The organism is Mycobacterium sp. 852013-50091_SCH5140682 (assembly GCF_001665685.1).
GTDB lineage: Bacteria > Actinomycetota > Actinomycetes > Mycobacteriales > Mycobacteriaceae > Mycobacterium.
In genome coordinates this window covers 1-23,274 of sequence record NZ_LZTB01000050.1, presented here as the reverse complement: position 1 = coordinate 23,274, position 23,274 = coordinate 1, and the positions used below count along the sequence as shown (strand labels likewise).

At 67.2% G+C, this 23,274-nt stretch carries 19 protein-coding genes; 13 read left to right on the top strand and 6 right to left on the bottom strand.

Annotated elements, in window-relative coordinates; translation table 11 throughout:
- Positions 1-25 precede the first annotated feature (25 nt).
- The 6 genes from A5784_RS15425 to A5784_RS15400 all read left to right on the top strand — a co-directional run bounded on the left by A5784_RS15425 (position 26) and on the right by A5784_RS15400 (position 9,339).
- Positions 26-469 carry an NINE protein gene (locus tag A5784_RS15425; protein ID WP_064945789.1) on the top strand — a complete coding sequence of 148 codons (444 nt, stop codon included), beginning with the start codon at positions 26-28 and terminating at the stop codon, positions 467-469.
- Positions 459-872, top strand: a complete 414-nt coding sequence (locus A5784_RS15420; RefSeq protein ID WP_064945788.1) for a DUF2752 domain-containing protein — start codon at positions 459-461, stop codon at positions 870-872. The genes A5784_RS15425 and A5784_RS15420 overlap by 11 nt, the downstream gene beginning before the upstream one ends.
- 85 nt (positions 873-957) lie before the next feature.
- On the top strand, positions 958-5,514 hold the full coding sequence (gene gltB, locus A5784_RS15415; RefSeq protein ID WP_064945852.1) for a glutamate synthase large subunit: 4,557 nt from the start codon (positions 958-960) through the stop codon (positions 5,512-5,514).
- Positions 5,507-7,009 (top strand): glutamate synthase subunit beta, encoded by a 1,503-nt coding sequence (locus tag A5784_RS38315; RefSeq protein WP_064945787.1) that lies wholly within the window; start codon positions 5,507-5,509, stop codon positions 7,007-7,009. Before gltB ends, A5784_RS38315 begins: the two co-directional genes overlap by 8 nt.
- Before the next feature lie 27 nt (positions 7,010-7,036).
- Positions 7,037-8,455, top strand: coding sequence for a pyruvate kinase (gene pyk, locus A5784_RS38310; RefSeq protein ID WP_064945786.1), 1,419 nt, complete (start codon positions 7,037-7,039; stop codon positions 8,453-8,455).
- Positions 8,456-8,472: 17 nt separating this feature from the next.
- Complete coding sequence (locus A5784_RS15400; protein ID WP_064945785.1) at positions 8,473-9,339, top strand: acyl-CoA thioesterase II; 867 nt, start codon at positions 8,473-8,475, stop codon at positions 9,337-9,339.
- Between the two features lie 4 nt (positions 9,340-9,343).
- Here A5784_RS15400 and A5784_RS15395 read toward each other — a convergent pair whose 3' ends face one another.
- From A5784_RS15395 to A5784_RS15370, 6 genes are all read right to left on the bottom strand, one after another.
- On the bottom strand, positions 9,344-9,931 hold the full coding sequence (locus tag A5784_RS15395) for a DUF4190 domain-containing protein (protein WP_064945784.1): 588 nt from the start codon (positions 9,929-9,931) through the stop codon (positions 9,344-9,346).
- A 10-nt stretch (positions 9,932-9,941) separates the two neighbouring features.
- Complete coding sequence (locus tag A5784_RS15390) at positions 9,942-11,474, bottom strand: ATP-binding cassette domain-containing protein (protein ID WP_064945783.1); 1,533 nt, start codon at positions 11,472-11,474, stop codon at positions 9,942-9,944.
- On the bottom strand, positions 11,461-13,005 hold the full coding sequence (gene cydD, locus A5784_RS15385) for a thiol reductant ABC exporter subunit CydD (RefSeq protein WP_064945782.1): 1,545 nt from the start codon (positions 13,003-13,005) through the stop codon (positions 11,461-11,463). Before cydD ends, A5784_RS15390 begins: the two co-directional genes overlap by 14 nt.
- Before the next feature lie 50 nt (positions 13,006-13,055).
- Positions 13,056-14,117, bottom strand: coding sequence for a cytochrome d ubiquinol oxidase subunit II (cydB, locus tag A5784_RS15380; protein WP_064945781.1), 1,062 nt, complete (start codon positions 14,115-14,117; stop codon positions 13,056-13,058).
- A gap of 29 nt (positions 14,118-14,146) precedes the next feature.
- Positions 14,147-15,646 carry a cytochrome ubiquinol oxidase subunit I gene (locus A5784_RS15375; protein ID WP_064945780.1) on the bottom strand — a complete coding sequence of 500 codons (1,500 nt, stop codon included), beginning with the start codon at positions 15,644-15,646 and terminating at the stop codon, positions 14,147-14,149.
- A gap of 96 nt (positions 15,647-15,742) precedes the next feature.
- Positions 15,743-16,333 carry an HdeD family acid-resistance protein gene (locus A5784_RS15370; RefSeq protein WP_064945779.1) on the bottom strand — a complete coding sequence of 197 codons (591 nt, stop codon included), beginning with the start codon at positions 16,331-16,333 and terminating at the stop codon, positions 15,743-15,745.
- A gap of 207 nt (positions 16,334-16,540) precedes the next feature.
- On the opposite strand from A5784_RS15370, the gene A5784_RS15365 reads away from it, so the two are divergent.
- From A5784_RS15365 to A5784_RS15335, 7 genes are all read left to right on the top strand, one after another.
- Complete coding sequence (locus A5784_RS15365; RefSeq protein WP_064945778.1) at positions 16,541-17,425, top strand: ABC transporter substrate-binding protein; 885 nt, start codon at positions 16,541-16,543, stop codon at positions 17,423-17,425.
- 7 nt (positions 17,426-17,432) lie between these two features.
- Positions 17,433-18,365 carry an amino acid ABC transporter permease gene (locus tag A5784_RS15360; RefSeq protein ID WP_064945777.1) on the top strand — a complete coding sequence of 311 codons (933 nt, stop codon included), beginning with the start codon at positions 17,433-17,435 and terminating at the stop codon, positions 18,363-18,365.
- An 8-nt stretch (positions 18,366-18,373) separates the two neighbouring features.
- Positions 18,374-19,126, top strand: a complete 753-nt coding sequence (locus A5784_RS15355) for an amino acid ABC transporter ATP-binding protein (RefSeq protein WP_197514761.1) — start codon at positions 18,374-18,376, stop codon at positions 19,124-19,126.
- A gap of 10 nt (positions 19,127-19,136) precedes the next feature.
- Positions 19,137-19,991 (top strand): sulfurtransferase, encoded by an 855-nt coding sequence (locus A5784_RS15350; RefSeq protein ID WP_064945775.1) that lies wholly within the window; start codon positions 19,137-19,139, stop codon positions 19,989-19,991.
- Between the two features lie 50 nt (positions 19,992-20,041).
- On the top strand, positions 20,042-21,178 hold the full coding sequence (gene macS / locus A5784_RS15345; protein ID WP_064945774.1) for a MacS family sensor histidine kinase: 1,137 nt from the start codon (positions 20,042-20,044) through the stop codon (positions 21,176-21,178).
- The gene (locus A5784_RS15340) at positions 21,178-21,831 is read left to right on the top strand and encodes a response regulator (protein WP_064945773.1); all 654 of its coding nucleotides are present in this window, start codon (positions 21,178-21,180) and stop codon (positions 21,829-21,831) included. Before macS ends, A5784_RS15340 begins: the two co-directional genes overlap by 1 nt.
- 45 nt (positions 21,832-21,876) lie before the next feature.
- On the top strand, positions 21,877-23,274 hold a 1,398-nt coding region (locus tag A5784_RS15335; RefSeq protein ID WP_064945772.1), incomplete at its 3' end, for a DUF2339 domain-containing protein.

Sequence of the window (23,274 nt, the reverse complement as noted above, 5' to 3'; positions counted from 1 at the left end):
AGTCACGTTCTGGCATGCTGTGAACATGACCGATCGCCCGGAATACGGCGCCGGTGCCGAAGGCTCGGTACCGCCGTTCCCGCCGCCCGCGGGTTATCCACCGCCACCTCCCGGATACGGGCCGCCGCCGGGCTACCCGCCACCGGGCTACGGGCAACCCAATGGCTTCTATCCGCCCCCGGCCTATGTCGATCCGTCGGCTCCGTACGGGCGGCATCCCTTGACCGGCGAGCCGTTTTCGGACAAGTCGAAGGTCACCGCGGGGCTGCTGCAGTTGCTCGGCTTCTTCGGGCTCGTGGGTATCGGCCGCATCTACATCGGCGACACCTCGATGGGCGTCATTCAATTGGTCGTCGGGATCCTCACGTGCGGTATCGGCGCCTGGATCTGGGGCGTCATCGACGCGATCCTCATCTTCACCGACAAGGTCCGCGACCCGAACGGCCGTCCGCTGCGCGATGGCACCTAACTCCGGGTTCAGCACCACATCGACGCGCTACGGCGCGCTCGGCGCAGGCGTCATGCTGACCGGAGCGCTTGCCTACACCGCGGTGGCCGACCCACACCGACCGGGATTCCTGTTCCCGCCATGCCCGTTCAGGCTGATGACCGGCTGGAACTGCCCGGCGTGCGGTGGCTTGCGGATGACGCACGATGTGCTGCACGGCGACCTGGGGGCCGCGGTTGTCGACAACGCGTTCGCGCTGGTCGGGTTACCGCTGCTGGCCGCGTGGGTTCTGGTGCGGTGGCGGTTGGGCAAGCCGATTTTCCCGGCGTCTGCCGTCGCGACCATCCTGGTCGCCGCGGTCATCTGGACCGTGGTCCGAAATCTCCCCGGCTTCCCGCTTACTCCGACATTTATCGGGATGTAGCCGCCGACCTGCGCTGATACACTCGTAGTTCGGGCCGGTGCAGTCCCGGAGCATGGATGTTCCGGACTGTGGAGGTGCGATTCACGTGCTTTTCTCGGCATTGCCAGACGCGCAGGGGCTGTATGACCCTGCAAACGAGGCCGATTCTTGCGGCGTCGCGATGATCGTCGACATTCAAGGACGACGGTCCCACGGCATCGTCGCCAACGGACTCGAAGCACTCGAAAACCTCGAGCACCGCGGCGCGGCCGGCGCCGAACCAAACAGTGGCGACGGCGCAGGCATCCTGCTTCAGCTGCCGGTCGAGCTGCTCAGCGAGGTGGTCGACTTCGCTCTGCCGGCCCCAACCGCCGACGGGGCAAACACGTTCGCCGCCGGTATCTGCTTCCTGCCGCAGGACCCGGTGGATCGGCAGACCGCCCGCGAACGGATCGAAGCCATCGCCGCCGAAGAGGACCTGGAGGTTCTGGGGTGGCGTGCGGTCCCCGTGGATCCCGACGGTGCCGGCGTGGGCATGACGGCTCTCGGCTGTATGCCCTACATGGCTCAACTGTTCGTTGCCGCGCCGGAGGTCGCAGGAGTCCGGCCGGGCGGTATCGACCTGGACCGGCGCACCTACCCGCTGCGCAAACGCGCGGAGCGCTGCGGCGTCTACTTTCCTTCGCTGTCCAGCCGGACCATCGTGTACAAGGGCATGCTGACGACAATGCAGCTGCCACAGTACTTTTCGGATCTTCGCGACGAACGCTGCCAAAGCGCCATCGCGATCGTGCACAGCCGGTTCTCCACCAACACGTTCCCGTCGTGGCCACTGGCCCATCCGTTCCGGTTCGTCGCTCACAACGGTGAGATCAACACCGTTCGCGGCAACCGCAACCGCATGCACGCCCGCGAAGCGATGCTGGCCAGCGCGCACATTCCGGGGGATCTGAGCCGCCTGTCACCGATCTGCACGCCAGACGCCTCCGACTCGGCGTCCTTCGATGAGGTTCTGGAACTGCTCCATCTGGGCGGTCGCAGCCTGCCACACGCAGTGCTGATGATGATTCCGGAGGCGTGGGAGAACGCCACCACGATGGACTCGGCGGAGCGGGACTTCTGGCAGTTCCACGCCTCACTCATGGAGCCGTGGGACGGCCCGGCCTGCGTGACCTTCACCGATGGGACATTGGTCGGAGCGGTCTTGGACCGCAACGGTTTACGTCCCGGGCGGTGGTGGCGCACAGTCGACGACCGCATCATTCTGGCCAGCGAGAGCGGTGTGCTGGGCATGCCGTCGGGAGAGATCGTCGCCAAGGGCCGGCTGCAGCCCGGCAAGATGCTGCTGATCGACACCGCGGCAGGCCGCATCGTGTCCGACGACGAGATCAAGGAGCAGTTGGCGCAGGCCGAACCGTACGGCGAGTGGCTGCACGCCGGACTGCTGGACCTCGCGACCCTGCCTGATCGCGCCCGCCTGCAGCCCAACCACGAATCCGTGGTGCGTCGGCAGATCGCCTTCGGTTACACCGAAGAGGAGCTGCGGATCCTGCTCACGCCGATGGCGGCGTCGGGCGCCGAGCCCCTCGGGTCGATGGGCACCGATACGCCGACGGCGGTGCTCTCGTCGCGGTCGCGGCTGCTCTACGACTACTTCGTCGAACTGTTCGCCCAGGTGACCAACCCGCCGCTGGACGCCATCCGCGAAGCGGTGGTCACCTCCATGGCCCGGGTGATGGGGCCGGAGGAGAACCTTCTCGAGCCCGGTGCCGCGTCGTGCCGTCAGATCGTGCTGCGCTGGCCGGTTCTCGACAACGACGAGTTGAGCAAGATCGTCCACATCAACGACGACGGCGAACATCCCGGGTTGCGTTCCACCGTGTTGCGTGCGCTCTACGACGTCGAACGCGGCGGTGAGGGCCTCGCCGACGCCGTCGAGGAGCTGCGCCTGCGGGCCAGTGAGGCCATCGCCAAAGGTGCACGCACCCTGGTGATTTCCGATCGCGACTCCGATCACACCCGGGCACCGATCCCGTCGCTGCTCGCGGTGTCGGCGGTGCACCACCATCTGGTTCGCACCAAGGAACGCACCAAGGTGGCACTGGTGGTGGAAAGCGGTGACGCCCGCGAGGTGCACCACATCGCGATGCTCATCGGCTTCGGCGCGGCCGCGGTCAACCCGTATCTGGCCTTCGAGTCGATCGAAGACCTGATCCGCGAAGGTGAGCTCACCGGCATCGAGCCGGCGGCCGCGGTCCGCAACTACGTCAAGGCTCTGGGCAAGGGCGTAGTCAAGGTGATGAGCAAGATGGGTATCTCCACCGTCGGGTCCTACACGGGCGCACAGGTTTTCGAGGCGATCGGACTCGACCGGGGCGTGGTCGCGGAGTACTTCACCGGTACCACCAGCCAGCTCGGCGGCGTCGGTCTGGACGTACTCGCCGAGGAGGTCAAGCTGCGGCATCGACGTGCCTACCCGGAGAACCCGACCGAACGCGTCCATCGCCGGCTGGAGGTCGGCGGAGAGTACGGCTTCCGTCGGGAGGGCGAGCTGCATCTGTTCACCCCGGAAGTGGTGTTCCTGCTGCAGCATTCGACTCGCACCGGCCGACGGGACATCTTCGCCCGCTACTCCGAGGAAGTCGACCGACTGTCCCGCGAGGGCGGGGCGCTGCGCGGCCTGTTCGAATTCAAACGCGGGCTGCGGGCGCCGGTGCCCCTGAACGAGGTGGAACCCGTCGAAGCGATCGTCTCGCGGTTCAACACGGGTGCGATGAGCTACGGTTCGATCTCCGCCGAGGCCCACGAAACGATGGCCATCGCCATGAACAAGCTCGGGGGCCGTTCCAACAGCGGCGAGGGCGGCGAGGACGTCGCTCGGCTCTACGACCCGCTGCGGCGCAGTGCGGTCAAGCAGGTCGCGTCGGGCCGTTTCGGCGTGACGAGCGACTACCTCGTCAACGCCACCGATATCCAGATCAAGATGGCTCAGGGCGCCAAACCTGGTGAGGGTGGCCAGCTTCCGGGCTACAAGGTGTACCCGAGCATCGCCAAGACCAGGCATTCCACCCCCGGTGTCGGGCTCATCTCGCCACCGCCGCACCACGACATCTACTCGATCGAGGATCTCGCCCAGCTCATTCACGACCTGAAGAACGCCAACTCCGAGGCACGTATCCACGTCAAGCTGGTCAGCAGTGTCGGGGTCGGCACCGTGGCCGCGGGCGTGTCCAAGGCCCACGCCGACGTCGTGCTGATCTCCGGGTACGACGGCGGCACCGGCGCCGCGCCGCTCACCTCGCTCAAGCATGCCGGGGCGCCATGGGAGATCGGTCTGGCCGACGCGCAGCAGACGCTGGTACTCAACGGTTTACGCGACCGCATCACCGTGCAGTGTGACGGCGGCCTGCGCACGGCGCGCGATGTCATGGTGGCGGCGCTGCTGGGTGCCGAGGAGTTCGGGTTTGCGACCGCGCCACTGGTGGTGTCGGGCTGCATCATGATGCGGGTGTGTCACCTCGATACCTGCCCGGTCGGGGTCGCCACCCAGAATCCCGAACTGCGGGCCCGGTTCAACGGCAAGCCCGAGTTTGTGGAGAACTTCTTCACCTTCATCGCCGAAGACATCCGCAGCTACCTGGCCGAGTTGGGCTTCCGCAGCATCGACGAGGCGGTCGGCCACGCCGAGATGCTCGACACCGCACCCGGCGTCGCGCACTGGAAGAGCCGCGGGTTGGACCTCAGCCCGATCTTCGAGGTGTGCACCGACGCCCATGGGGCCAAGCTGACCCAGCGCCGCCGGTTGCGCGGCCAGGATCATGGGCTGGAGCAGGCCCTGGACCGTACCCTCATCCAGCTTGCCGAGGGCGCGTTGGAGGATGCGCACGCGGTGCGGCTGGAACTACCGGTCCGCAACGTCAACCGCACGGTGGGCACCCTGCTCGGTTCCGAAGTCACCCGCCGCTACGGTGCCACCGGCCTGCCCGACGACACCATCCACGTCACCCTGACCGGATCGGCCGGGCAGTCGATCGGGGCGTTCCTGCCGCCCGGTATCACCCTCGATCTCATCGGCGACGCCAACGACTATGTGGGCAAAGGCCTTTCCGGCGGCCGGGTGATCGTGCGGCCGCCCGACGACGTATTGTTCCTGCCCGAGGACAACGTCATCGCGGGCAACACCCTGCTCTACGGGGCTGTCTCAGGTGAGGTCTTCCTGCGCGGCCGGGTGGGAGAACGGTTCTGCGCGCGCAATTCCGGAGCGTTGGCCGTCGCCGAGGGCGTCGGCGATCACGCCTGCGAATACATGACCGGTGGCCGCGTGGTGGTGCTGGGACGCACCGGACGCAACATGGCCGCGGGCATGTCCGGTGGTATCGCCTACGTGCTGGGCTTGGACCCCGCGAAAGTCAACACCGAGATAGTGCAGCTGCAGGCCCTCGAGCCCGAGGACCTGGCCTGGCTGCACACCGTGGTGACCCGCCACGCCCAGTACACCGGCAGCACCGTGGCCAACTCGGTGTTGTCCGACTGGTCAAGGCGCAGTTCACAATTCACCAAAATCATGCCGACCGACTATCAGCGCGTGTTGCAGGCCACCCGGATGGCCAAAGCAGAGGGCCGCGATGTCGACAACGCGATCATGGAGGCCAGCCGTGGCTGATCCGACCGGATTCCTGCGAGTACCCAAGATCGAGGCCGCCAAGCGGCCCGTCGATGAACGCATCGGGGACTGGCGAGAGGTGTATGAACGGCAGAGCCCTCATGAGCGGGCCGGCGAGGTCTCGCAGCAGGCCCGCCGCTGCATGGACTGCGGTATTCCGTTCTGCCACTCGGGAACTGCGGGTTGTCCGCTCGGTAACCTGATCCCGGAGTGGAACGATCTGGTGCGCCGCGGCCGTTGGGACGCGGCAGGTGATCGGCTGCACGCCACCAACAACTTCCCGGAGTTCACCGGTCGGTTGTGTCCGGCGCCGTGTGAGGCGGCCTGCGTCCTGTCGATCAGCGAGGAGCAGACCGGCGGCAGCGTCACCATCAAACGCATCGAGCAGACCATCGCCGACCAGGCCTGGCTGGACGGGACGGTCGAGCCCCAGCCTGCCGCGATCAGGACCGGCAAGAGTGTCGCGGTGGTGGGTTCGGGTCCCGCGGGACTGGCCGCGGCCCAGCAGCTCACGCGGGCGGGCCACGATGTCACGGTCTACGAGCGCGATGACCGGCTCGGTGGGCTGCTGCGCTATGGCATCCCCGAGTACAAGCTGGAGAAGTCGGTCCTCGATCAGCGGCTGGCCCAGATGCGGGCCGAGGGCACGCGGTTCGTCACCGAATGCGAGGTGGGTGTGGACCTGTCCGTCGAGCAGTTGCGCGCCCGGCATCAGGCCGTCGTGCTGGCGGTCGGCGCCCTGCGGGCGCGCGACAACGATGTCCCCGGCCGCGATTTGGCGGGGGTGCATCTGGCCATGGAGCACCTGGTACCGGCCAATCGGGAATGTGAGGGCGACGGGCCGTCATCTCTTTCGGCCGCCGGGCGTCACGTGGTCATCATCGGCGGTGGCGACACCGGGGCCGACTGTCTGGGCACCGCGCACCGGCAGGGCGCGAAATCGGTGACGCAGTTGGACTACAACCCCGAGCCGCCGGGAGTGCGTGACGAATCTCTCTCACCCTGGCCGACGTGGCCGCTGGTCCTGCGCACATCGCCGGCCCACGCAGAGGGCGGGGCCCGCCACTTCGAGGTGGCGGTACAGCGGTTCATCGGCGACGACACGGGTCATCTGCGGGCGATGGAGATCGCTGAGGTGCGGGTCACCCGCGACGCTGAGGGCCGCCGCCAGATCACCCCGGTCGGGGAAACGCTGGAGATCCCGTGCGATCTGGCGTTGTTGGCGATCGGATTCGAGGGCGTCGAACACATGGCCCTGCTCGATGGCCTCGGCCTGCAACTCAATGGGCGCGGCGCACTGCCGTGCGGGTCGGACTGGCAGACCGATGCACCCGGCGTGTTCGTTTGCGGTGACGCACACCGCGGGGCGTCGTTGGTGGTGTGGGCCATCGCCGAGGGTCGCAGCGCGGCTCATGCGGTGGATGCCTATCTGATGGGTGAATCCGACTTGCCGGCGCCGGTGCGCCCGGGAGTGCTGCCGCTGGCCGTCGTCTGAATCGATCAACGACTATGCTCTGAACCCGTGAACCGACGCGGGAAGATCGTTTGTACGATGGGTCCGGCTACTAGCACCGACGCGATGGTCAAATCGCTGGTCGAAGCCGGAATGGATGTAGCGCGGCTGAACTTCAGCCATGGCGAGTACTCGGATCATGAAGCTGCGTATCGCAGGGTCCGGGCCGCCGCCGATGAGACCGGGCATGCCGTCGGCGTCCTCGCCGACCTGCAGGGGCCGAAAATCCGCCTCGGACGCTTCGCCGACGGGCCGACCGTGTGGGCGACCGGCGAGACGGTGCGGATCACCGTCGATGACTGCGCCGGAACCCACGATCGGGTGTCGACCACCTACAAGCGGCTCGCCGAGGACGCCCTGGCAGGCGACCGGGTGCTGGTCGACGACGGCAACGTCGGTCTGATCGTCGAGAGCATCGAGGGCAACGACGTCGTCTGCAAGGTCACCGAGGGTGGCCCGGTCAGCAACAACAAGGGCATGTCCCTGCCCGGCATGAACGTGTCCGCTCCCGCGCTGTCGGAGAAGGACATCAAGGACTTGGAGTTCGCGCTGCAGTTGGGCGTCGACCTGGTGGCGCTGTCCTTTGTTCGCTCACCGGCAGACATCGAGCTGGTGCACGAGGTGATGGACCGTGTCGGGCGCCGAGTTCCGGTGATCGCCAAGCTGGAGAAGCCCGAGGCGGTCGAGAATCTCGAGGCCATCGTGCTGGCCTTCGACGCCGTCATGGTGGCCCGTGGCGACCTCGGCGTGGAGCTGCCGCTGGAGGAGGTGCCGCTGGTTCAGAAGCGGGCCATCCAGATCGCGAGGGAGAACGCCAAACCCGTCATCGTCGCCACGCAGATGCTGGAGTCGATGATCGATAGCTCGCGGCCCACCCGGGCCGAGGCCTCCGACGTCGCCAACGCGGTGCTCGACGGCGCCGACGCCGTCATGCTCTCCGGCGAGACCTCCGTCGGCAAGCACCCGCTGGAGACCGTGCGGACCATGGCCCGCATCATCCACGCGGTCGAGGAGAACTCGGTCGTGGTGCCGCCGCTGACCCACGTTCCGCGGACCAAGCGCGGCGTCATCTCGTACGCGGCGCGCGACATCGGTGAGCGCCTGGATGCCAAGGCACTGGTCGCGTTCACCCAATCCGGCGACACCGTGCGCCGACTGGCCCGGCTGCACACGCCGCTGCCCGTGCTGGCATTCACCGCACTGCCCGAGGTTCGCAGCCAGCTCGCCCTGACGTGGGGCACGGAGACGTTCATCGTGCCGCAGATGTCCAGCACCGACGACATGATCCGGCAGGTGGACAAGTCGCTGTTGGAGCTCGGCCGCTACAAGCGCGGTGAGCTGGTGGTCATCGTCGCAGGCGCTCCTCCCGGCACAGTAGGCTCCACGAATCTGATCCATGTGCACCGCATCGGTGAGGAGGACGTCTAAACGAGGAGAGGGGCCCGGTGTCACACTCGGATTTCGAGGAGCTGCTGGCGGTTCTCGACCTCAAGCGCGTCGACGACAACCTCTTCATCGGGACGCATCCGAGTAAGAACCCGATACGCACGTTCGGCGGTCAGATGATCGCCCAGGCGTTCGTGGCGGGTGGTCGGTCACTTGAGCACAAGCAGCAGCCGAGTGCGCTGAACGCCCACTTCATCGCCGGCGGTGACCCGGAGAAAGACCTCGAGTTCCACATCGTGCGGCTACGCGACGAGAAGCGTTTCGCCAATCGCCGGGTGGACGTCATGCAGGACGGTCAGCTCTTGACGACCGTGATGCTCTCCTACATGAACGGCGGGCGCGGCCTCGAACACAGCGTGGCCGCGCCCGACGTCGCACACCCCGACACCTTGCCGAAGATCGACGAGCTGTTGCGGGGGTACGAGGAAACCGTGCCCTTGTTCGTCGAGGCGTTGCGGCCCATCGAGTGGCGCTACACCAACGACCCGGCGTGGGTGATGCGGGATAAAGGGGAGCGCCTCGACCACAACCGGGTGTGGCTCAAGACCGAAGGCGCCATGCCTGACGACCCGGTGTTGCACGGCGCGGCGCTGGTGTATTCGTCGGACACCACGGTGCTCGACTCGATCATCACCACCCACGGCCTGTCGTGGGGCTTCGATCGCATCTTCGCGGTGACGATGAACCACTCGGTGTGGTTTCACCGCCCGATCAAGTTCGACGAATGGGTGCTGTACTCGACCACCTCGCCGGTGGCCGCCGAGTCCCGTGGCCTTGGCACCGGCCACTTCTTCGACGAGTCGGGCCACCTGCTGGCGACAGTCGTGCAGGAAGGCATCGTCAAGTACTTTCCGGCGTCGCGATGACCAGCTAGCGCGTCGGTGTCGGAGTGACGCCGAAACCGTCCTCCACCCGTTTGCGTAAGGCGTCCTCGCACTGTTGTTGCGCGACGTGATCGCTGCCGGCCCGCTGCATGCAGTCCATGTATTCGGGGCCGCCGAATTCGTCGAACCAGCGCTGCCCGACGCCGACCCACACCCAGATGAAGGCGATCGACACCAGCACGGCGATGATTCCGAGGACGATGCCGCTGGTGGCGACTCCCATGTTGTCGGCCTCGCCGCGTTTGCACCGGCCGCGCGCGGCGATGCCGATGATCACCGCGAGCAGGCCGAGCACGATGCCACCGATCACCGACAGCGTCAGGACGAGGCCGATGATGGCGAGCACCAGCGCCGCGACGCCCAACCCGTTGCGTGGTCCGACCGCTGGGCGTGGCGGGGGAGCCGCGGGATAGCCACCGTACGGAGCCGGAGGATAACCGGCACCGTAGGGCGGCGGCGGGGGATAGCTGCTGTACGGCGGCGGGTAGGGGCCCGGGTACGGTCCGTACGGTGTCGGCGATGCGGCCGGTGGAGCGGGTTTGTCCGACTCGGTTCCGCCGCGCGCGTCGGTCATGTGACCGAGGCTACTCGCCGGATACGTGTGGCAGCGCTGCACAGCGCAGCGTCGGGCAGTCGACACCCGCCGGCAGGTGATGCGTCGCCACCACGACGGTCCGGTCGGCTGCGAAAAGGCCGCCCGGTGTGAGCAGCTCGGTCAGGATTCGTTCGGCGTCGGCCGCATCGAGATTCTCCGTCGGTTCGTCGAGCAGCACGATCGGGAAGCTTGAGATCAGCGCCCTGGCCAACAGCAGCCGTCTGCGTTGGCCCGCCGACACCGCTGCCGCTCCGCCCACCAGAATGGTCGACAACCCGTCGGGAAGCGCCGCGAACCAGGTTCCGAGGCCGACGCGGCGCACGACCGCCAACAGTTCCTCATCGGTGGCGTCACCGCGGGCCACCAGCAGGTTGTCGCGGACCGTGGTGTCGAACAGGTGCGCATCTTCGGCGAAAAACGCTGCGCGCTGCGGTTTTTCCGCGTACTGGCGAGCGATCGCCATCAACAAGGTCGTCTTGCCCGAGCCGCTCGGCCCCAGGACGGCCAGTCGCGCGCCCGGGCGCAGGTCCACCGCCGCGGCGGCGGGACGGCGACGCATGCCGGGCTCGGGTTCGGTCAGGGCCCTGAGCCTGCGGGCAGCGATGCGCGAGCGACCCAGTTGCAGAGCTGCTTCCGGCAGCGCGGCGGTCGCCTCGAATGCCGACAGAGGCAGCAGCATCAGGATCGCCACCGTGGTCGGCGCGACCGTCGGCGCCAGTGCGAGTGCGGCGACGACCGCGCCCAGCACGCTGGCACCGATGGCGGCGCTGGGCATGGCGGCGGCGACAGCAGCGGGCGCGGCGGCTCTGTCGACGGCATGACCCAGGGCCCGATGCTGCTGCTCGGACTCATCGATCACCGCGGCCAGGCGTCCACTGACGCGGAGTTCCGGGGCGTATTCGAGCGCCAACATGGTAGCCGTGTCGCGCTGCGAACGATGTTGTGCGGCAACAGACTCCGCTGTGGTGGCTGCGCGGGCCGCGACGGCGGGAGCGAGCACCCCCGCGATCAGCAGGCACGCCGCGAGTACTGTGGCGGCGGCAGGGGAGATCACGGCGATGACGCCCACCGCGGCGGTTGAGAGCACCACGGCCACCACGATCGGCAGCACTGCGCGCACGAGCACGTCGGACAGGTCGTCGACCGATGCACCGATCCGGGCCACGAGTTCACCACTCGGCATGCGCATGACGTCGTCGGTGGCGGCGTCCGCGAGCCGGCGGTACAAACCGGTGCGGGCATTGGCCGCGGCCCGCAGCGCGGTGTCGTGGGACGCGAGCCGTTGGCAGTAGCCGAGCACCCCTCGGGAAATACCCAGCGCGCGAACCGCAACCACGGCCACCGAGAGGTCCAGCACCGGCGGCATCTGCCAGGCGCGGGTGATCAGCCATGCTGAGATGCCGGCCAACGCCAGGGCACTGCCCAGCGACAGCACGCCGAACGTGCTTGCCAGCGCCAGCCGTCCGATCCGGGGCCTCAGTAAGTACGCGGAGTACCGCAACAGCGGGTCATCGCGGAACACGTGAATCACCCACCGTCACAACCACATCACCGATCGCCAGCACGGGATCGCGGTGTCCGACCACCACCACGGTGGCACCGGACGCAGCCCGGGCCGTGATGGCAGTCAGGACCCGAGCCTCCAACTCCGCATCCAGATGGGCGGTGGGCTCGTCCAGCAGCAGCACCGGCGCCGGGGACCCGAGCACCCGGGCCAGGCCGAGCCGCTGCCGCTGCCCGAGCGACAGACCTACCCCGTCGCGGCCGATCACGGTGTCCAACCCGTCCGGCAGGCTGTCACAGACCTCGTCGAAACCCGCACTGCGACAGGCAGTGTCGAGGTCGGGCAGGGGTCCGAGCAATTCCAGGTTGGCCCGGACGGTACCGGGAATCAGCACCGGACGGTGCGGCAGCCAGGCGATCTGACGCCACCAGGCATCCAGGTCGAGATCGCCCACGTCGATCCCGTCGACCTGCACCCGTGGCGCATCGGTGAGGCCCAGAATCGCCTGCAGTGCCGTACTTTTCCCGGCGCCGTTGGGGCCGGTGAGCACCGTGACGCGCCCCGGTTCGATCGCGTGGAAGCCCTCGACGTCGATGGTGGGCGCTGCGGCCGTCGGCATCAGGGTCCCGGCCCGCCGAGGCGGCGCGGTGCACAGCGTAAAGGCGGCTTCGGCGGCGGTCTTGCCGTCCTGTGCGGCGTGAAACGCGGCACCGACCCGCCTCAGCGGCCAGAAGACCTCAGGCGCCAGCAGCAATGCGGTCAGGGCGGCCGCCAGCGTCATGTCACCGAAGACCAGGCGCAGGCCGACACTGACCGCCACCAGGGCCACGCCGAGCGTGGCCAGCAACTCAAGCACGAGCGCCGACAAGAAGGAGATCCGCAATGTCGCCATGGTCGAACGCCGATGTGCGGCAGACAGTTCAGCGATGCGCTGCACAGACCCGCCGGCCCGCCCCAGGGCGCTCAAGGTGGGGATCCCGGCGACCAGGTCGAGTAGTCGGCTCTGCAGGGTGGTCAGCGCACTGAGCGCCGCGGCCGACCGGTCCGCGGTGAGCAGCCCGATCAGCACCATGAAGATCGGGATGAGCGGAAGCGCGATCATCACGATCGCCGCGGCCTGAATGTCGTAGCACGCCATCACCAGCAGCGCTGCCGGGGTGAGGACGCCGGAGAGCACCACGGCCGGTAGATAGCCGCTGAAGTACGGTCGCAGCCCGTCGAGGCCGCGTGTCACCACCGCCGCGGCCGCATCCCGGTCGGCTGCCAGCTGCCGTGGCGGCAGGGCTGTCACCGACCGCAGGACCTGGCTGGACAACTCGCCGATCACCGCCGTGGCACCGCGCTGCGAGAGCCTGCCCTGCAACCACTGCGCCGCGGTCCGCACGGTCCAGATCAGTCCGAGCGCGAGCAGTGAGGAGCGCCAGTGCGATCCCGAGTCGGGATTGACCACCACCCCGGCCACCAGATGGGCCAGCACCACCGCCGACGCGATGGTGCTTCCCGCGATCACCACGCCGCAGGCCACCGCGGCCGCCAGGTAGCGGCGCAGCGCCGTGACGGATCCCGTCCCGCCGCGAATGCCCAGGGCGCGCCAGAGATTCAGTCCGACCGCCGGGAGAGTCCGATCGGCTCCGGTATGCGGTCAGCCGAGATGCGTTTGCGGAACACCCAATACGTCCACGCCTGGTACACCATCACCAGGGGTGCGAACACCAGCGCGGCCCAAGTCATGACCTTCAGCGTGTACGGGGACGACGAGCCGTTGTAAATGGTCAGGCTCCAGTCCGGGTTGAGGGTCGAGGGCACCAGATTCGGGTACAGCGCACCGAACAGCAGAACCACTACGGCGGCAACGACAATCGTGGTGCAGATGAAGGCCCAGCCCTCGCCGCTGCGGCTGAACACCCTGGCCACCGCGGCCAGCTGCGCCACCACCGCGATGGCCAGCACGATCCAGGTCCATGGCTTGCCGTGGCTCAGCTGAGTCCACAGACCGAAGGCCGCCACCAGCACCGTCGCCGGGATCGCCAGCGTGCGGGCGAAGCCGAATGCGTCGGTGCGCACGGTGCCGCTGGACTTCAGCGCGACGAACACCGCACCGTGCAGGGCGAACAACGAGCCGGTCGCCAGCCCGCCCAACAGGGTGTACGGGTTGACGACGTCAGTGATTCCGGCATGCATCTGCCCGTGGGCGTCGACCGGCATGCCGTGCACGAGCCCGGCGAAGGCGACGCCCCACAGAATCGCCGGCACCCACGAGCCGACCGCAATGGCGATGTCGGCCCAGCGGCGCCAGCCGGGATCGTCGATCTTGCCGCGCCATTCGATGGCCACGACACGCACGATCATCGAGCACAGGATCGCCAGCAGCGGCAGATACAGACCGGAGAAGACGGTCGCGTACATCTCGGGAAAGGCCGCGAACATCGCACCGCCTGCGGTGATCAGCCACACCTCGTTGCCGTCCCACACCGGGCCGATCGTGTTGAGCACGGCGCGGCGGTGCTGTTCGGCGTCGGTGCCCGCACGGTCTGATTCGCTCCTCGCAGCCCGGCCGAAGAAGCTCATCAGCATGCCGACGCCGAAGTCGAATCCCTCCAGTACGAAGAAGCCCAGGAACAGCACGGCCAGCAGAATGAACCAGAGTTCTTGTAATCCCATCGAATCGCTCCTTGACTCGGGCGTTCGGCTCAGTAGGCGAACGACAACGGCGCGACGTCGTCGTCACCCGGTGGTACCGGCGGCGCCGGTTCGGAGTCGTGTTCCAGCGGCCCGGCGACGACATAGCGGCGCAGCAGGAAGAACCAGATGACCGCGAGCACGGCGTAGAGCAGTGTGAAGGTCACCAGAGAGAACACCACGAGGGTCATCGAGTTGTGCGACACCCCTTGGGACACAGTCAATCGGATGGCCGGGTCGCCGGTCGGGTTCGGCACGACGACCCACGGCTGGCGACCCATCTCGGTGAACACCCAGCCCGCGCTGTTGGCCAAAAACGGTGTGGGGATGGTCAGCAGCGCGAACCAGGCGAACCAGCGCTGGTTCGGAATGCGGCCGCCACGGGTCAGCCACAGTGCGGCAAGCGCGAAAAGGCCTGGGACGGCCAGGAATCCGATCATCGCCCGGAACGACCAGTACGTGACGAACAGGTTGGGCCGGTAGTCGCCGGGCCCGAATTTCTGCTCGTAGCGCTGCTGCAGGTCCTGCACGCCGTCCAGATGCACGCCGGTGAACTTGCCCTCCGCCAGGAAGGGCAGCACGTAGGGCACCTCGATGACGTGGATGACACTGTCACAGTTGTTGTGGGTACCGACGGTCAGTACCGAAAAGTCCGGGTCGGTTTGACTGTGACACAACGATTCTGCCGACGCCATCTTCATCGGCTGCTGCTGGAACATCAACTTGCCCTGAGCGTCGCCGGTGAAGAACAGCGCGATGGCCGCCACCAGGGTGACGAGGCAGCCCAGGATGGTGGCGGGCCGGTACATGTTGACGGCATCCGCCTCGGCGTGCTCGCCGGTCTCGCCGCGCTGCGTTTCCCCGTCGCTCCGCTCGCCCCGCTGTGATCGCACCATCCACCAGGCAGACACACACGCCACGAAGACGCCTGCGGTCAAGAATGCCCCGGCCACGGCATGCGAAAACGCGGCAATCGCAGTGTTGTTGGTGAACAGGGCGACGATGCTGGTCAGCTCGGCGCGCCCCTTCTCGGCATTGAACACAGCCCCGACCGGATGCTGCATGAACGAGTTCGCCGAGATGATGAAAAACGCCGACATGTTCACCGCGATCGCCACCACCCAAATGCAGGCGAGGTGCACGAGCCGGGGCAGCCGCGTCCAGCCGAAGATCCACAGCCCGATGAACGTGGATTCGAAGAAGAACGCAGCCAGGCCCTCCATGGCCAACGGGGCGCCGAAGATGTCGCCGACGAACCGCGAGTACTCACTCCAGTTCATGCCGAACTGGAACTCCTGCACGATGCCGGTAGCCACCCCGATCGCGAAGTTGATCAGGAACAGCTTGCCGAAGAACCGGGTGAGCCGATACCAGCTGTCATTGCCGGTGATCACCCACACGGTCTGCATGACGGCGATCAACGGTGCCAACCCAATGGTCAGCGGAACAAAAATGAAGTGGTACACGGTGGTGATTCCGAACTGCCACCGTGACACATCCAATGCGTCCATCTGACCCTACTTCCGAGGTCGCTAGGCCAATCTACGACGAAGTGTAGTAGACATCGGTCTCGGCAACCAGCGTCCCGGGATCATCAACACGGTGGGTTACGTCACCGTGGGCGGTTCCGGGGCGAAGGCGGCCTTCAATTTCTTGGCGTCGCTACGGATGCCGAAGGCGGAGACTACCTCGACGATGCCGAGCACGATCAGGATGATGCCGGTCACCTGGGTGAGGGCGACCAGGCCCTCGACCGGTGCGACGAACATGATGATGCCCGCGATGATGCTGAGGATGCCGACGATGATCTCCCAAATGCGTCCGGGCAGAGACTGATCACCGACGGCTGACATCGCCGTTGCCACACCGCGGAAGATGAAGCCGACGCCAATCCAGATGGCGAGCAACTGGATCGAGTTGTCCAGGTTGACGAAACACAGCACGGCGAGAACGAGCGACGCAGCGCCGCTGATGAACAGCAGTAGGCGGCTACCGGCGGCCGAGCGCAGGCTGAGGGCGAGGACGACCTGCCAGATGCCGGTCACCAAGAGGTATGCGCCAAAGAAGATCGCTGTCACGATGATTGCTGCGGCGGGGCGAACGAACACGAGAACACCCAGAATGACTGCGAGAACGCCAGTTGCCAGCGTTGCCTTCCACAGATGAGGCAACAGGCTTGGAGCAGCAGTGGTTTCCATGCTGGCAGTTTGGCACAACAAATAGTGCCGGGCGCGGATTTTACCGTACCGCTGTGGTGTCGTACTGCGGTCGTTAATGTTCGGTTACCCCCAGTGCGGGCTGGGGTCGCGGTCGTTAACGTCTCCGGTTTGATGAGGGCGGAAGACGGCCCTAGGCAGAGAGAAGAGGCAACTGTGAAAGCTGGACGTCACGTCCGTCGGGGGAAAATGTGGCGCGTCGCAGGGGTGATCGCGGCGAGTGGTGCCCTGATGCTCTCGGGGTGCGCGAACAACAGTGACAGCGGTACGTCAGGCACGGCGACCACCGCGGCGACGGCTGAGAAGGTCGACGCCATCGCCAACACCGTGCCGGATCCCATCAAGTCGAGCGGCAAGCTCATCGTCGGTACCGATCCGACCTACGCGCCGAACGAGTTCAAGGATCCCAACGGCAAGATCATCGGGTTCGATGTCGACCTGATGAACGCCATCGCCGCCACCCTGGGACTGACCCCGGAGTACCGGCCATCGGCGTTCGACAAGATCATTCCGTCCGTGCAGGGCGGCAGCTACAACGTCGGCATGTCGTCGTTCACGGACTCGAAAGAACGGGAACAACAGGTCGACTTCGTCACGTACTTCCAGGCCGGCTCGGCCTGGGCGCAGAAGGTCGGCGCGGGCATCAACCCCGACGACGCGTGCGGCAAGAGGGTTGCCGTGCAGACGGCGACGGTGCAGGACACCAACGAGATGCCTGCCCGCAATGCGAAGTGCGCCAAGGACGGCAAGCCCGCCATCTCCGTGCTGAAATTCGACGACCAGTCGGCAGCGACCAACGCGGTGCTGCTCGGCCAGGCCGATGCGATGTCGGCGGACTCGCCGGTGACGGCGTATGCGATCAAGCAGAGCGACGGCAAACTCGAACAGGTCGGTGAGATCTTCGACTCCGCACCCTACGGTTGGGTCGTCCCCAAGGGCTCACCGCTGGCCCAGTCGCTGCAGAAAGCCCTCGAGCACCTCATCCAGACCGGTGCCTACAAGCAGGTGGCCGCCAACTGGGGCGCCGAGAAGGGACTGATCGACAAGCCGGTCATCAACGGCGCGACCAGCTGAGCCGGCAATGGCAGACGCATCGCCGCCTACCACGGTCGAGCAAGAACCGGCACCTGCCGCCATTGATGCTGTCCCGCTGAGGCATCCGTGGCGGTGGGTCACGGCCGCCGTCGTCATCGTGGGGCTCGGGCTGTTCATCTACGGCGCGGGCACCAACGAGGCTTACGGGTGGGACACTTACGGGAAATACCTGTTCGATCAACGGATTTCGCAGGCCGCCTGGAACACCCTGCAGCTCACCATCTATTCCATGGTGTTGGCGCTGATCCTCGGGGTCGCCCTGGCGGTGATGCGGCTGTCGCCGAATCCGGTGCTCAAAGCGGTGTCCTGGCTGTATCTGTGGATATTCCGCGGCACCCCGGTGTACGTGCAGTTGGTGCTCTGGGGCCTGGTCCCGGTCATCTACAAGAACATCCAACTGGGCGTGCCTTTTGGCCCGACCTTCTTCAAATTCAGTCTCAGCGAACCGAATTTCTTCATGCTGGCGATCCTGGGCCTGGGTCTCAACGAGGCGGCGTACATGGCCGAGATCATCCGCGCCGGCATCAGTTCGGTGCCGGAGGGCCAGTCCGAGGCGTCGACGGCACTCGGCATGTCGTGGTGGATGACGATGCGCCGAACCGTTCTGCCTCAGGCGATGCGGGTCATCATTCCGCCGACCGGCAACGAATTCATCAGCATGCTCAAGACCACCTCACTGGTCACCGCGGTGCCGTACAGCTTTGAGTTGTACGGCCGGTCCAAGGACATCGGTGTCGCGCTGTTCCAGCCGATCCCGTTGTTGTTGGTGGCCTCCACCTGGTATCTGGCGGTCACGAGCGTGCTGATGGTCGGGCAGTACTACCTGGAGCGGTACTACGCCAGGGGCGCCTCCCGGAAGCTGACGTCCAAGCAACTGGAGACCCTCGCCAAGGCGCAGATGGGAGAGCCACATCCATGACCGAACCCATGGTCCGCGCCGAAAGTGTGTGCAAGAACTTCGGCGCACTGCCCGTCCTGAAAGGTGTCACGCTCGACATCGGCCGCGGCGAGGTGCTGTGCATGGTGGGGCCGTCCGGCTCGGGCAAGTCGACGTTCCTGCGCTGCATCAACCACCTGGAACAGGTCAACGGCGGCAGGCTCTACGTCGACGGCGAACTGGTCGGCTACCGCGAGCGCGGCGGCAAGCTGCACGAGCTGCGGCCCAAGGAGGCGGCCAAGCAACGTCGCGAGGTCGGGATGGTGTTCCAGCACTTCAACCTGTTCCCGCATCGCACGGTGCTGGAGAACATCATCGAGGCACCCGTCCACGTCAAGAAGGTGAAGAAGGACGAAGCGCTGGCCCGGGCCAAGGATCTGCTCGGCCAGGTCGGGTTGTCTGCCAAGGCCGATGCCTATCCGGCGCAGCTGTCCGGCGGCCAGCAGCAGCGGGTGGCCATCGCGCGCGCTTTGGCGATGAGCCCCAAGCTCATGCTGTTCGACGAGCCGACCTCCGCGTTGGACCCCGAGCTCGTCGGAGAAGTGCTGGGGGTCATGAAGAACCTCGCCAGCGAGGGGATGACCATGGTGGTCGTCACGCACGAGATGGGGTTCGCCCGCGAGGTCGCCGACAAGCTGGTGTTCATGGACGGCGGTGTCATCGTGGAGACCGGCAATCCCCGCGAGGTGATGGCCAATCCGAAACATGAACGCACGAAAGCGTTTCTGTCCAAGGTGATGTAGCTTCGGTGCAGTGAGTGCGGCACGAGCAGACGTTTTCGTCACCGCAGCTGACCTGCGGCAGCTGATCGACGCCGGGGATCCGGTCGTGGTCCTCGACGTGCGGTGGACTCTGGCCACCCCCGACGGCACCGAGGCGTATCTGGCCGGGCACGTGCCGGGCGCGGTGTATGTGTCCCTCGACGACGAGCTGTCCGACCACAGCGTTACGGGCCGGGGCCGGCACCCGTTGCCGTCCGGACGGGACTTGCAGGCCTCGGCCCGCCGCTGGGGTTTGCGCTCCGGGGTTCCCGTCGTGGTGTACGACGACTGGAATCGGGCCGGTTCGGGCCGGGCGTGGTGGGTGCTCAGCGCGGCGGGCATTCCCGACGTCTGGATCCTCGACGGCGGTCTCGCGGCGTGGACGGCTGCGGGCGGGGCGTTGCAGACAGGCCCGGTCCAACCCGAGCCGGGCGACATCGTCGTCGCGCACGACGACCTGTACCACGGAGCCCGTCGCACGATCACCGCCGACGAGGCCGGCGCGCACCGGGGGGTATTGCTCGATGCCCGTGCACCGGAACGGTTTCGCGGCGACGTCGAACCGATGGACCCGGCCGCGGGCCATATCCCGGGCGCGGTCAACCTGCCGAGCACCCAGGTGCTCGCCGCCGACGGCACCTTGTTGCCGGACGAGGAACTGCGCGGTCTGTTCGCCGAGCAGGGAGCCGGCGAGGGCGCCGCGGTCGGCGCGTACTGCGGCTCCGGTGTCACGGCGGCGGTGGCTGTGGCCGCCCTGGCGGCCGCAGGTGTCGATGCAGCGCTGTTCCCCGGATCGTGGTCGGAGTGGTCCGGCGACCCGACCCGTCCGGTGGCTGTCGGGCCGTAGTCGCCGAGATGGTGCCGTAGCGGTGCCGTCGCCGACCTTATGCTGAGCAGGTGCAGCGCCGTTCGGATCCGGTCACCCCGCTGTGGCGGGCGGCGCAGGGCTTTCGGTTACTCAGTTGCATTTACGCGTTGGGTTTCCAGATTGCGATCAACGATGATCTGGCGCGGCCGATTCTGGCCTGGTTGTTGTTCGCCGTACTGATGCTCTGGAGCGCTGCGTGCGCAGTCGCCTACCTCAAGGGGTTCGGCCGCAGGCCGGCCTGGGTGATCGCCGAAATCGTGATCGTGCTGATGCTGATGCTGTCGACGGAGCTCGTCGCTACCGATCTGTGGGTAGCCGACAACCAGTCGTGGCCGACCACGCTGTGGGCCACCAACGCCACCATCTCGGCGGCCCTGCAGTTCGGCCCGGTCGGCGGTATGGCCGCCGGGCTGGCGGTCATGGCGGCCGCGGCGACGCTCAAGGGGTACCTGAGCCCGAACCTCGGTCGCAACGCCACGATCGTCATCGAGGTGGCCGTCGGTCTGGCGGTCGGTATGGCGGCCCAGACCGCTCGCCGGGCGCACGCCGAGCTGGAACGGGCGGTGCGGTTGGCGGCCGCCTTGGAAGAACGTGAGCGGCTTTCTCGCACCGTGCACGACGGGGCCATCCAGGTGCTGGCGCTGGTGTCCCGGCGCGGGCGTGAGATCGGCGGCGAGACAGCAGAACTGGCCGAGCTGGCCGGGGAGCAGGAGCGGGCGCTGCGGCGCCTGGTTAGTGCGCCCGACGCCGAGGTCGCGGCCGGGACCTTGACCGACATCGGTGCGCTGCTGCGCGGTCGCGCCAGTGATCGGGTGTCGGTCAGCCTGCCTGCAGAGCCGGTGTTGCTGGAGGATGCCGTGGCCCGGGAGTTGTTCGCGGCGGCGGTCAATGCGCTCGACAACGTGGCCGCTCACGCCGGGCCGGATGCGCGGGCATTCGTCCTCCTCGAGGATCTGGGGGACACCGTGACGGTGAGCATCCGCGACGACGGCGTGGGCATTGCCGACGGCCGACTGGCCGAGGCGGTCCGACAGGGTCGGCTCGGCGTATCGAAATCGATTGTGGGACGCATGGATTGGCTCGGCGGCAGGGCCGAGCTGACGACCGCACCAGGCGCCGGCACCGAATGGGAGCTGACGGTGCCGCGCACAGGAGGGGGACGCTGATGGCCGAGTCCGCAACGAAGGTGATGGTCGTCGACGACCATCCGATCTGGCGCGACGCCGTGGCGCGCGATCTCGCCGACGACGGATTCGAGGTGGTGGCAACGGCTGACGGTGTTGCCGCCGCCCGCCGCCGCGCCGCGGTCGTGCGGCCCGACGTGGTGGTGATGGACATGCGGTTGACCGACGGCACCGGCGCGCAGGCCACCGCCGAGGTGCTGGCCGTGTCCCCGGACACCAAGGTCCTGGTGTTGTCGGCCTCCGACGAGCGCGACGACGTACTCGAGGCGGTGAAGGCCGGAGCGACCGGCTATCTGGTCAAGAGCGCATCGAAAGCCGAACTGGGTGAAGCTGTTCGGGCCACCGCCCAGGGGCGGGCCGTGTTCACGCCGGGGCTGGCCGGCCTGGTGCTGGGGGAGTACCGCCGCATGGCTGCGCGCCCCGACCGCGACGCCGCCACACCGAGTCTCACCGAACGGGAGACCGAGGTGCTGCGCTTCGTGGCGAAAGGCTTGTCCGCCAAACAGATCGCCACCCGGCTGTCGCTGAGCCACCGGACCGTGGAAAACCATGTCCAGGCCACGTTCCGCAAACTGCAGGTGGCCAACCGGGTCGAATTGGCCCGGTACGCCATCGAACACGGACTCGACGAGTAGTCCTACTCATCCGGGCGGCCCGGGTTTGCTGCCACGATGACAGGCATGACCGAACCGCACCGCGCCCTGATCTCCCGGCTGGCCTCGGACATCTCGGCGATCAACGCCTACACGGGAAGGGTCGCGGCGGACCTGGCGGAACTGGACCGGCTGCTGACGCACCAGGCACCGGCGCCGGTCGCAGCGCCGATTGCTCCGTCCTGGGCAGTGACGCCGTACCCGGCGGTTCCGCAAGCGAACCCGCCCGCCGCGGTAACCCCTCCGGCCGCCGCACCCGTACCGCCGGCGCGCGCCGAACGCTCCGAAGGCTGGATCGGGAAGGTACTCGCCGTCGCCGGCGTGGCCGTCACGCTCGTCGGCGTCGTATTGCTGGTGGTGCTGGCCGCACAGGCAGGCATTCTGCGGCCCGGGTTCCGCGTCGGAGCGGGCGCAGTGCTGGCGGCGGGCCTGGTCGCGGTCGCCTGGTGGCAACAGTCGCGGCCCGGCGGACGCACCGGCACTATCGCGCTGGCCGCGACCGGGATCGCGGCCGCCTACATCGACGTCATTGCCGTGACAGCGATCTATCACTGGGTCGCCGCGCCGGTCGGCCTGGTCATCGCCGCGGTCATCGCCGGTGGCGGGCTGGCGCTGGCTCGACTCTGGAACTCCGAACAACTCGGCCTGCTGGTTCTCGTGCCGTTGACGATTCTGGCCCCGGTCGTCACCGACGGCGTCACGGTGCTGCTGATCGGGTTCATGCTGGCCTTGTCGGCGGCCACGCTGCCCGTGCAGTGGGCGCGAGACTGGATGGCCTTGCATATGGCGCGAGTCGCCGCGGCAACCGCACCCCTGCTGTTCGCGTTGGCAGCAGCGAACTCGGAGGATCTGCGGTTGACGCTGGCCTGCGCGGTGGCTGCGGTGCTGGCCGTCGGCGCCGGGGTGCTGTTGTTGCGTTGGACGGCCAACAAGCCCGCCATGGCGCTGACGACCGCCGCGGGAACTGTTCCGCTGCTGTGCGTTTCGGCCGCAACGGATCATGTGATGGCCGCTTTGATGATCGGCGTGCTGGCTGCCGCCCTGGTCGCGATCGTCGCGATCGGTGATCGGGTTCCCGGCGTGACGACCGTGGTACAGCAGGTGTGGTCGGCGCTGTCGGCGGTTGCCGCCCTGATCGCGGTCACCGTGGCCTTCGACGGGACGGTTGCCGGACCGGTGCTGTTGGCGATGGCCATCGGAGTTGCCATCGCGACGCGGCACAGTACCGTCGGCCGATGGGCGGCTCTCGGGTTCGCGGTAATCGGCGGCGGATACTTCCTGAGCTACGCGCCGCCGCAAACCCTCACGCAGGCAACCGAACTGCCCACGGGAGTCGCGGTGTCGGTGCTGACCTCGAGCATCCTGGCCATCGCCGCCGCAGCGACGATCGTATGGTCGTGGACCGGTAGTCGACCCTGGCTCTTA

Bases quoted from the DNA above. Each gene is read 5' to 3' on its own strand.
- A5784_RS15425 (WP_064945789.1), top strand. From the start codon at position 26: ATGACCGATCGCCCGGAATACGGCGCCGGTGCCGAAGGCTCGGTACCG.
- A5784_RS15420 (WP_064945788.1), top strand. From the start codon at position 459: ATGGCACCTAACTCCGGGTTCAGCACCACATCGACGCGCTACGGCGCG.
- A5784_RS15395 (WP_064945784.1), bottom strand. From the start codon at position 9,931: ATGACCGACGCGCGCGGCGGAACCGAGTCGGACAAACCCGCTCCACCG.
- cydB (WP_064945781.1), bottom strand. From the start codon at position 14,117: ATGGGATTACAAGAACTCTGGTTCATTCTGCTGGCCGTGCTGTTCCTG.
- A5784_RS15375 (WP_064945780.1), bottom strand. From the start codon at position 15,646: ATGGACGCATTGGATGTGTCACGGTGGCAGTTCGGAATCACCACCGTG.
- A5784_RS15370 (WP_064945779.1), bottom strand. From the start codon at position 16,333: ATGGAAACCACTGCTGCTCCAAGCCTGTTGCCTCATCTGTGGAAGGCA.
- A5784_RS15365 (WP_064945778.1), top strand. From the start codon at position 16,541: ATGTGGCGCGTCGCAGGGGTGATCGCGGCGAGTGGTGCCCTGATGCTC.
- A5784_RS15360 (WP_064945777.1), top strand. From the start codon at position 17,433: ATGGCAGACGCATCGCCGCCTACCACGGTCGAGCAAGAACCGGCACCT.
- A5784_RS15355 (WP_197514761.1), top strand. From the start codon at position 18,374: ATGGTCCGCGCCGAAAGTGTGTGCAAGAACTTCGGCGCACTGCCCGTC.
- A5784_RS15340 (WP_064945773.1), top strand. From the start codon at position 21,178: ATGGCCGAGTCCGCAACGAAGGTGATGGTCGTCGACGACCATCCGATC.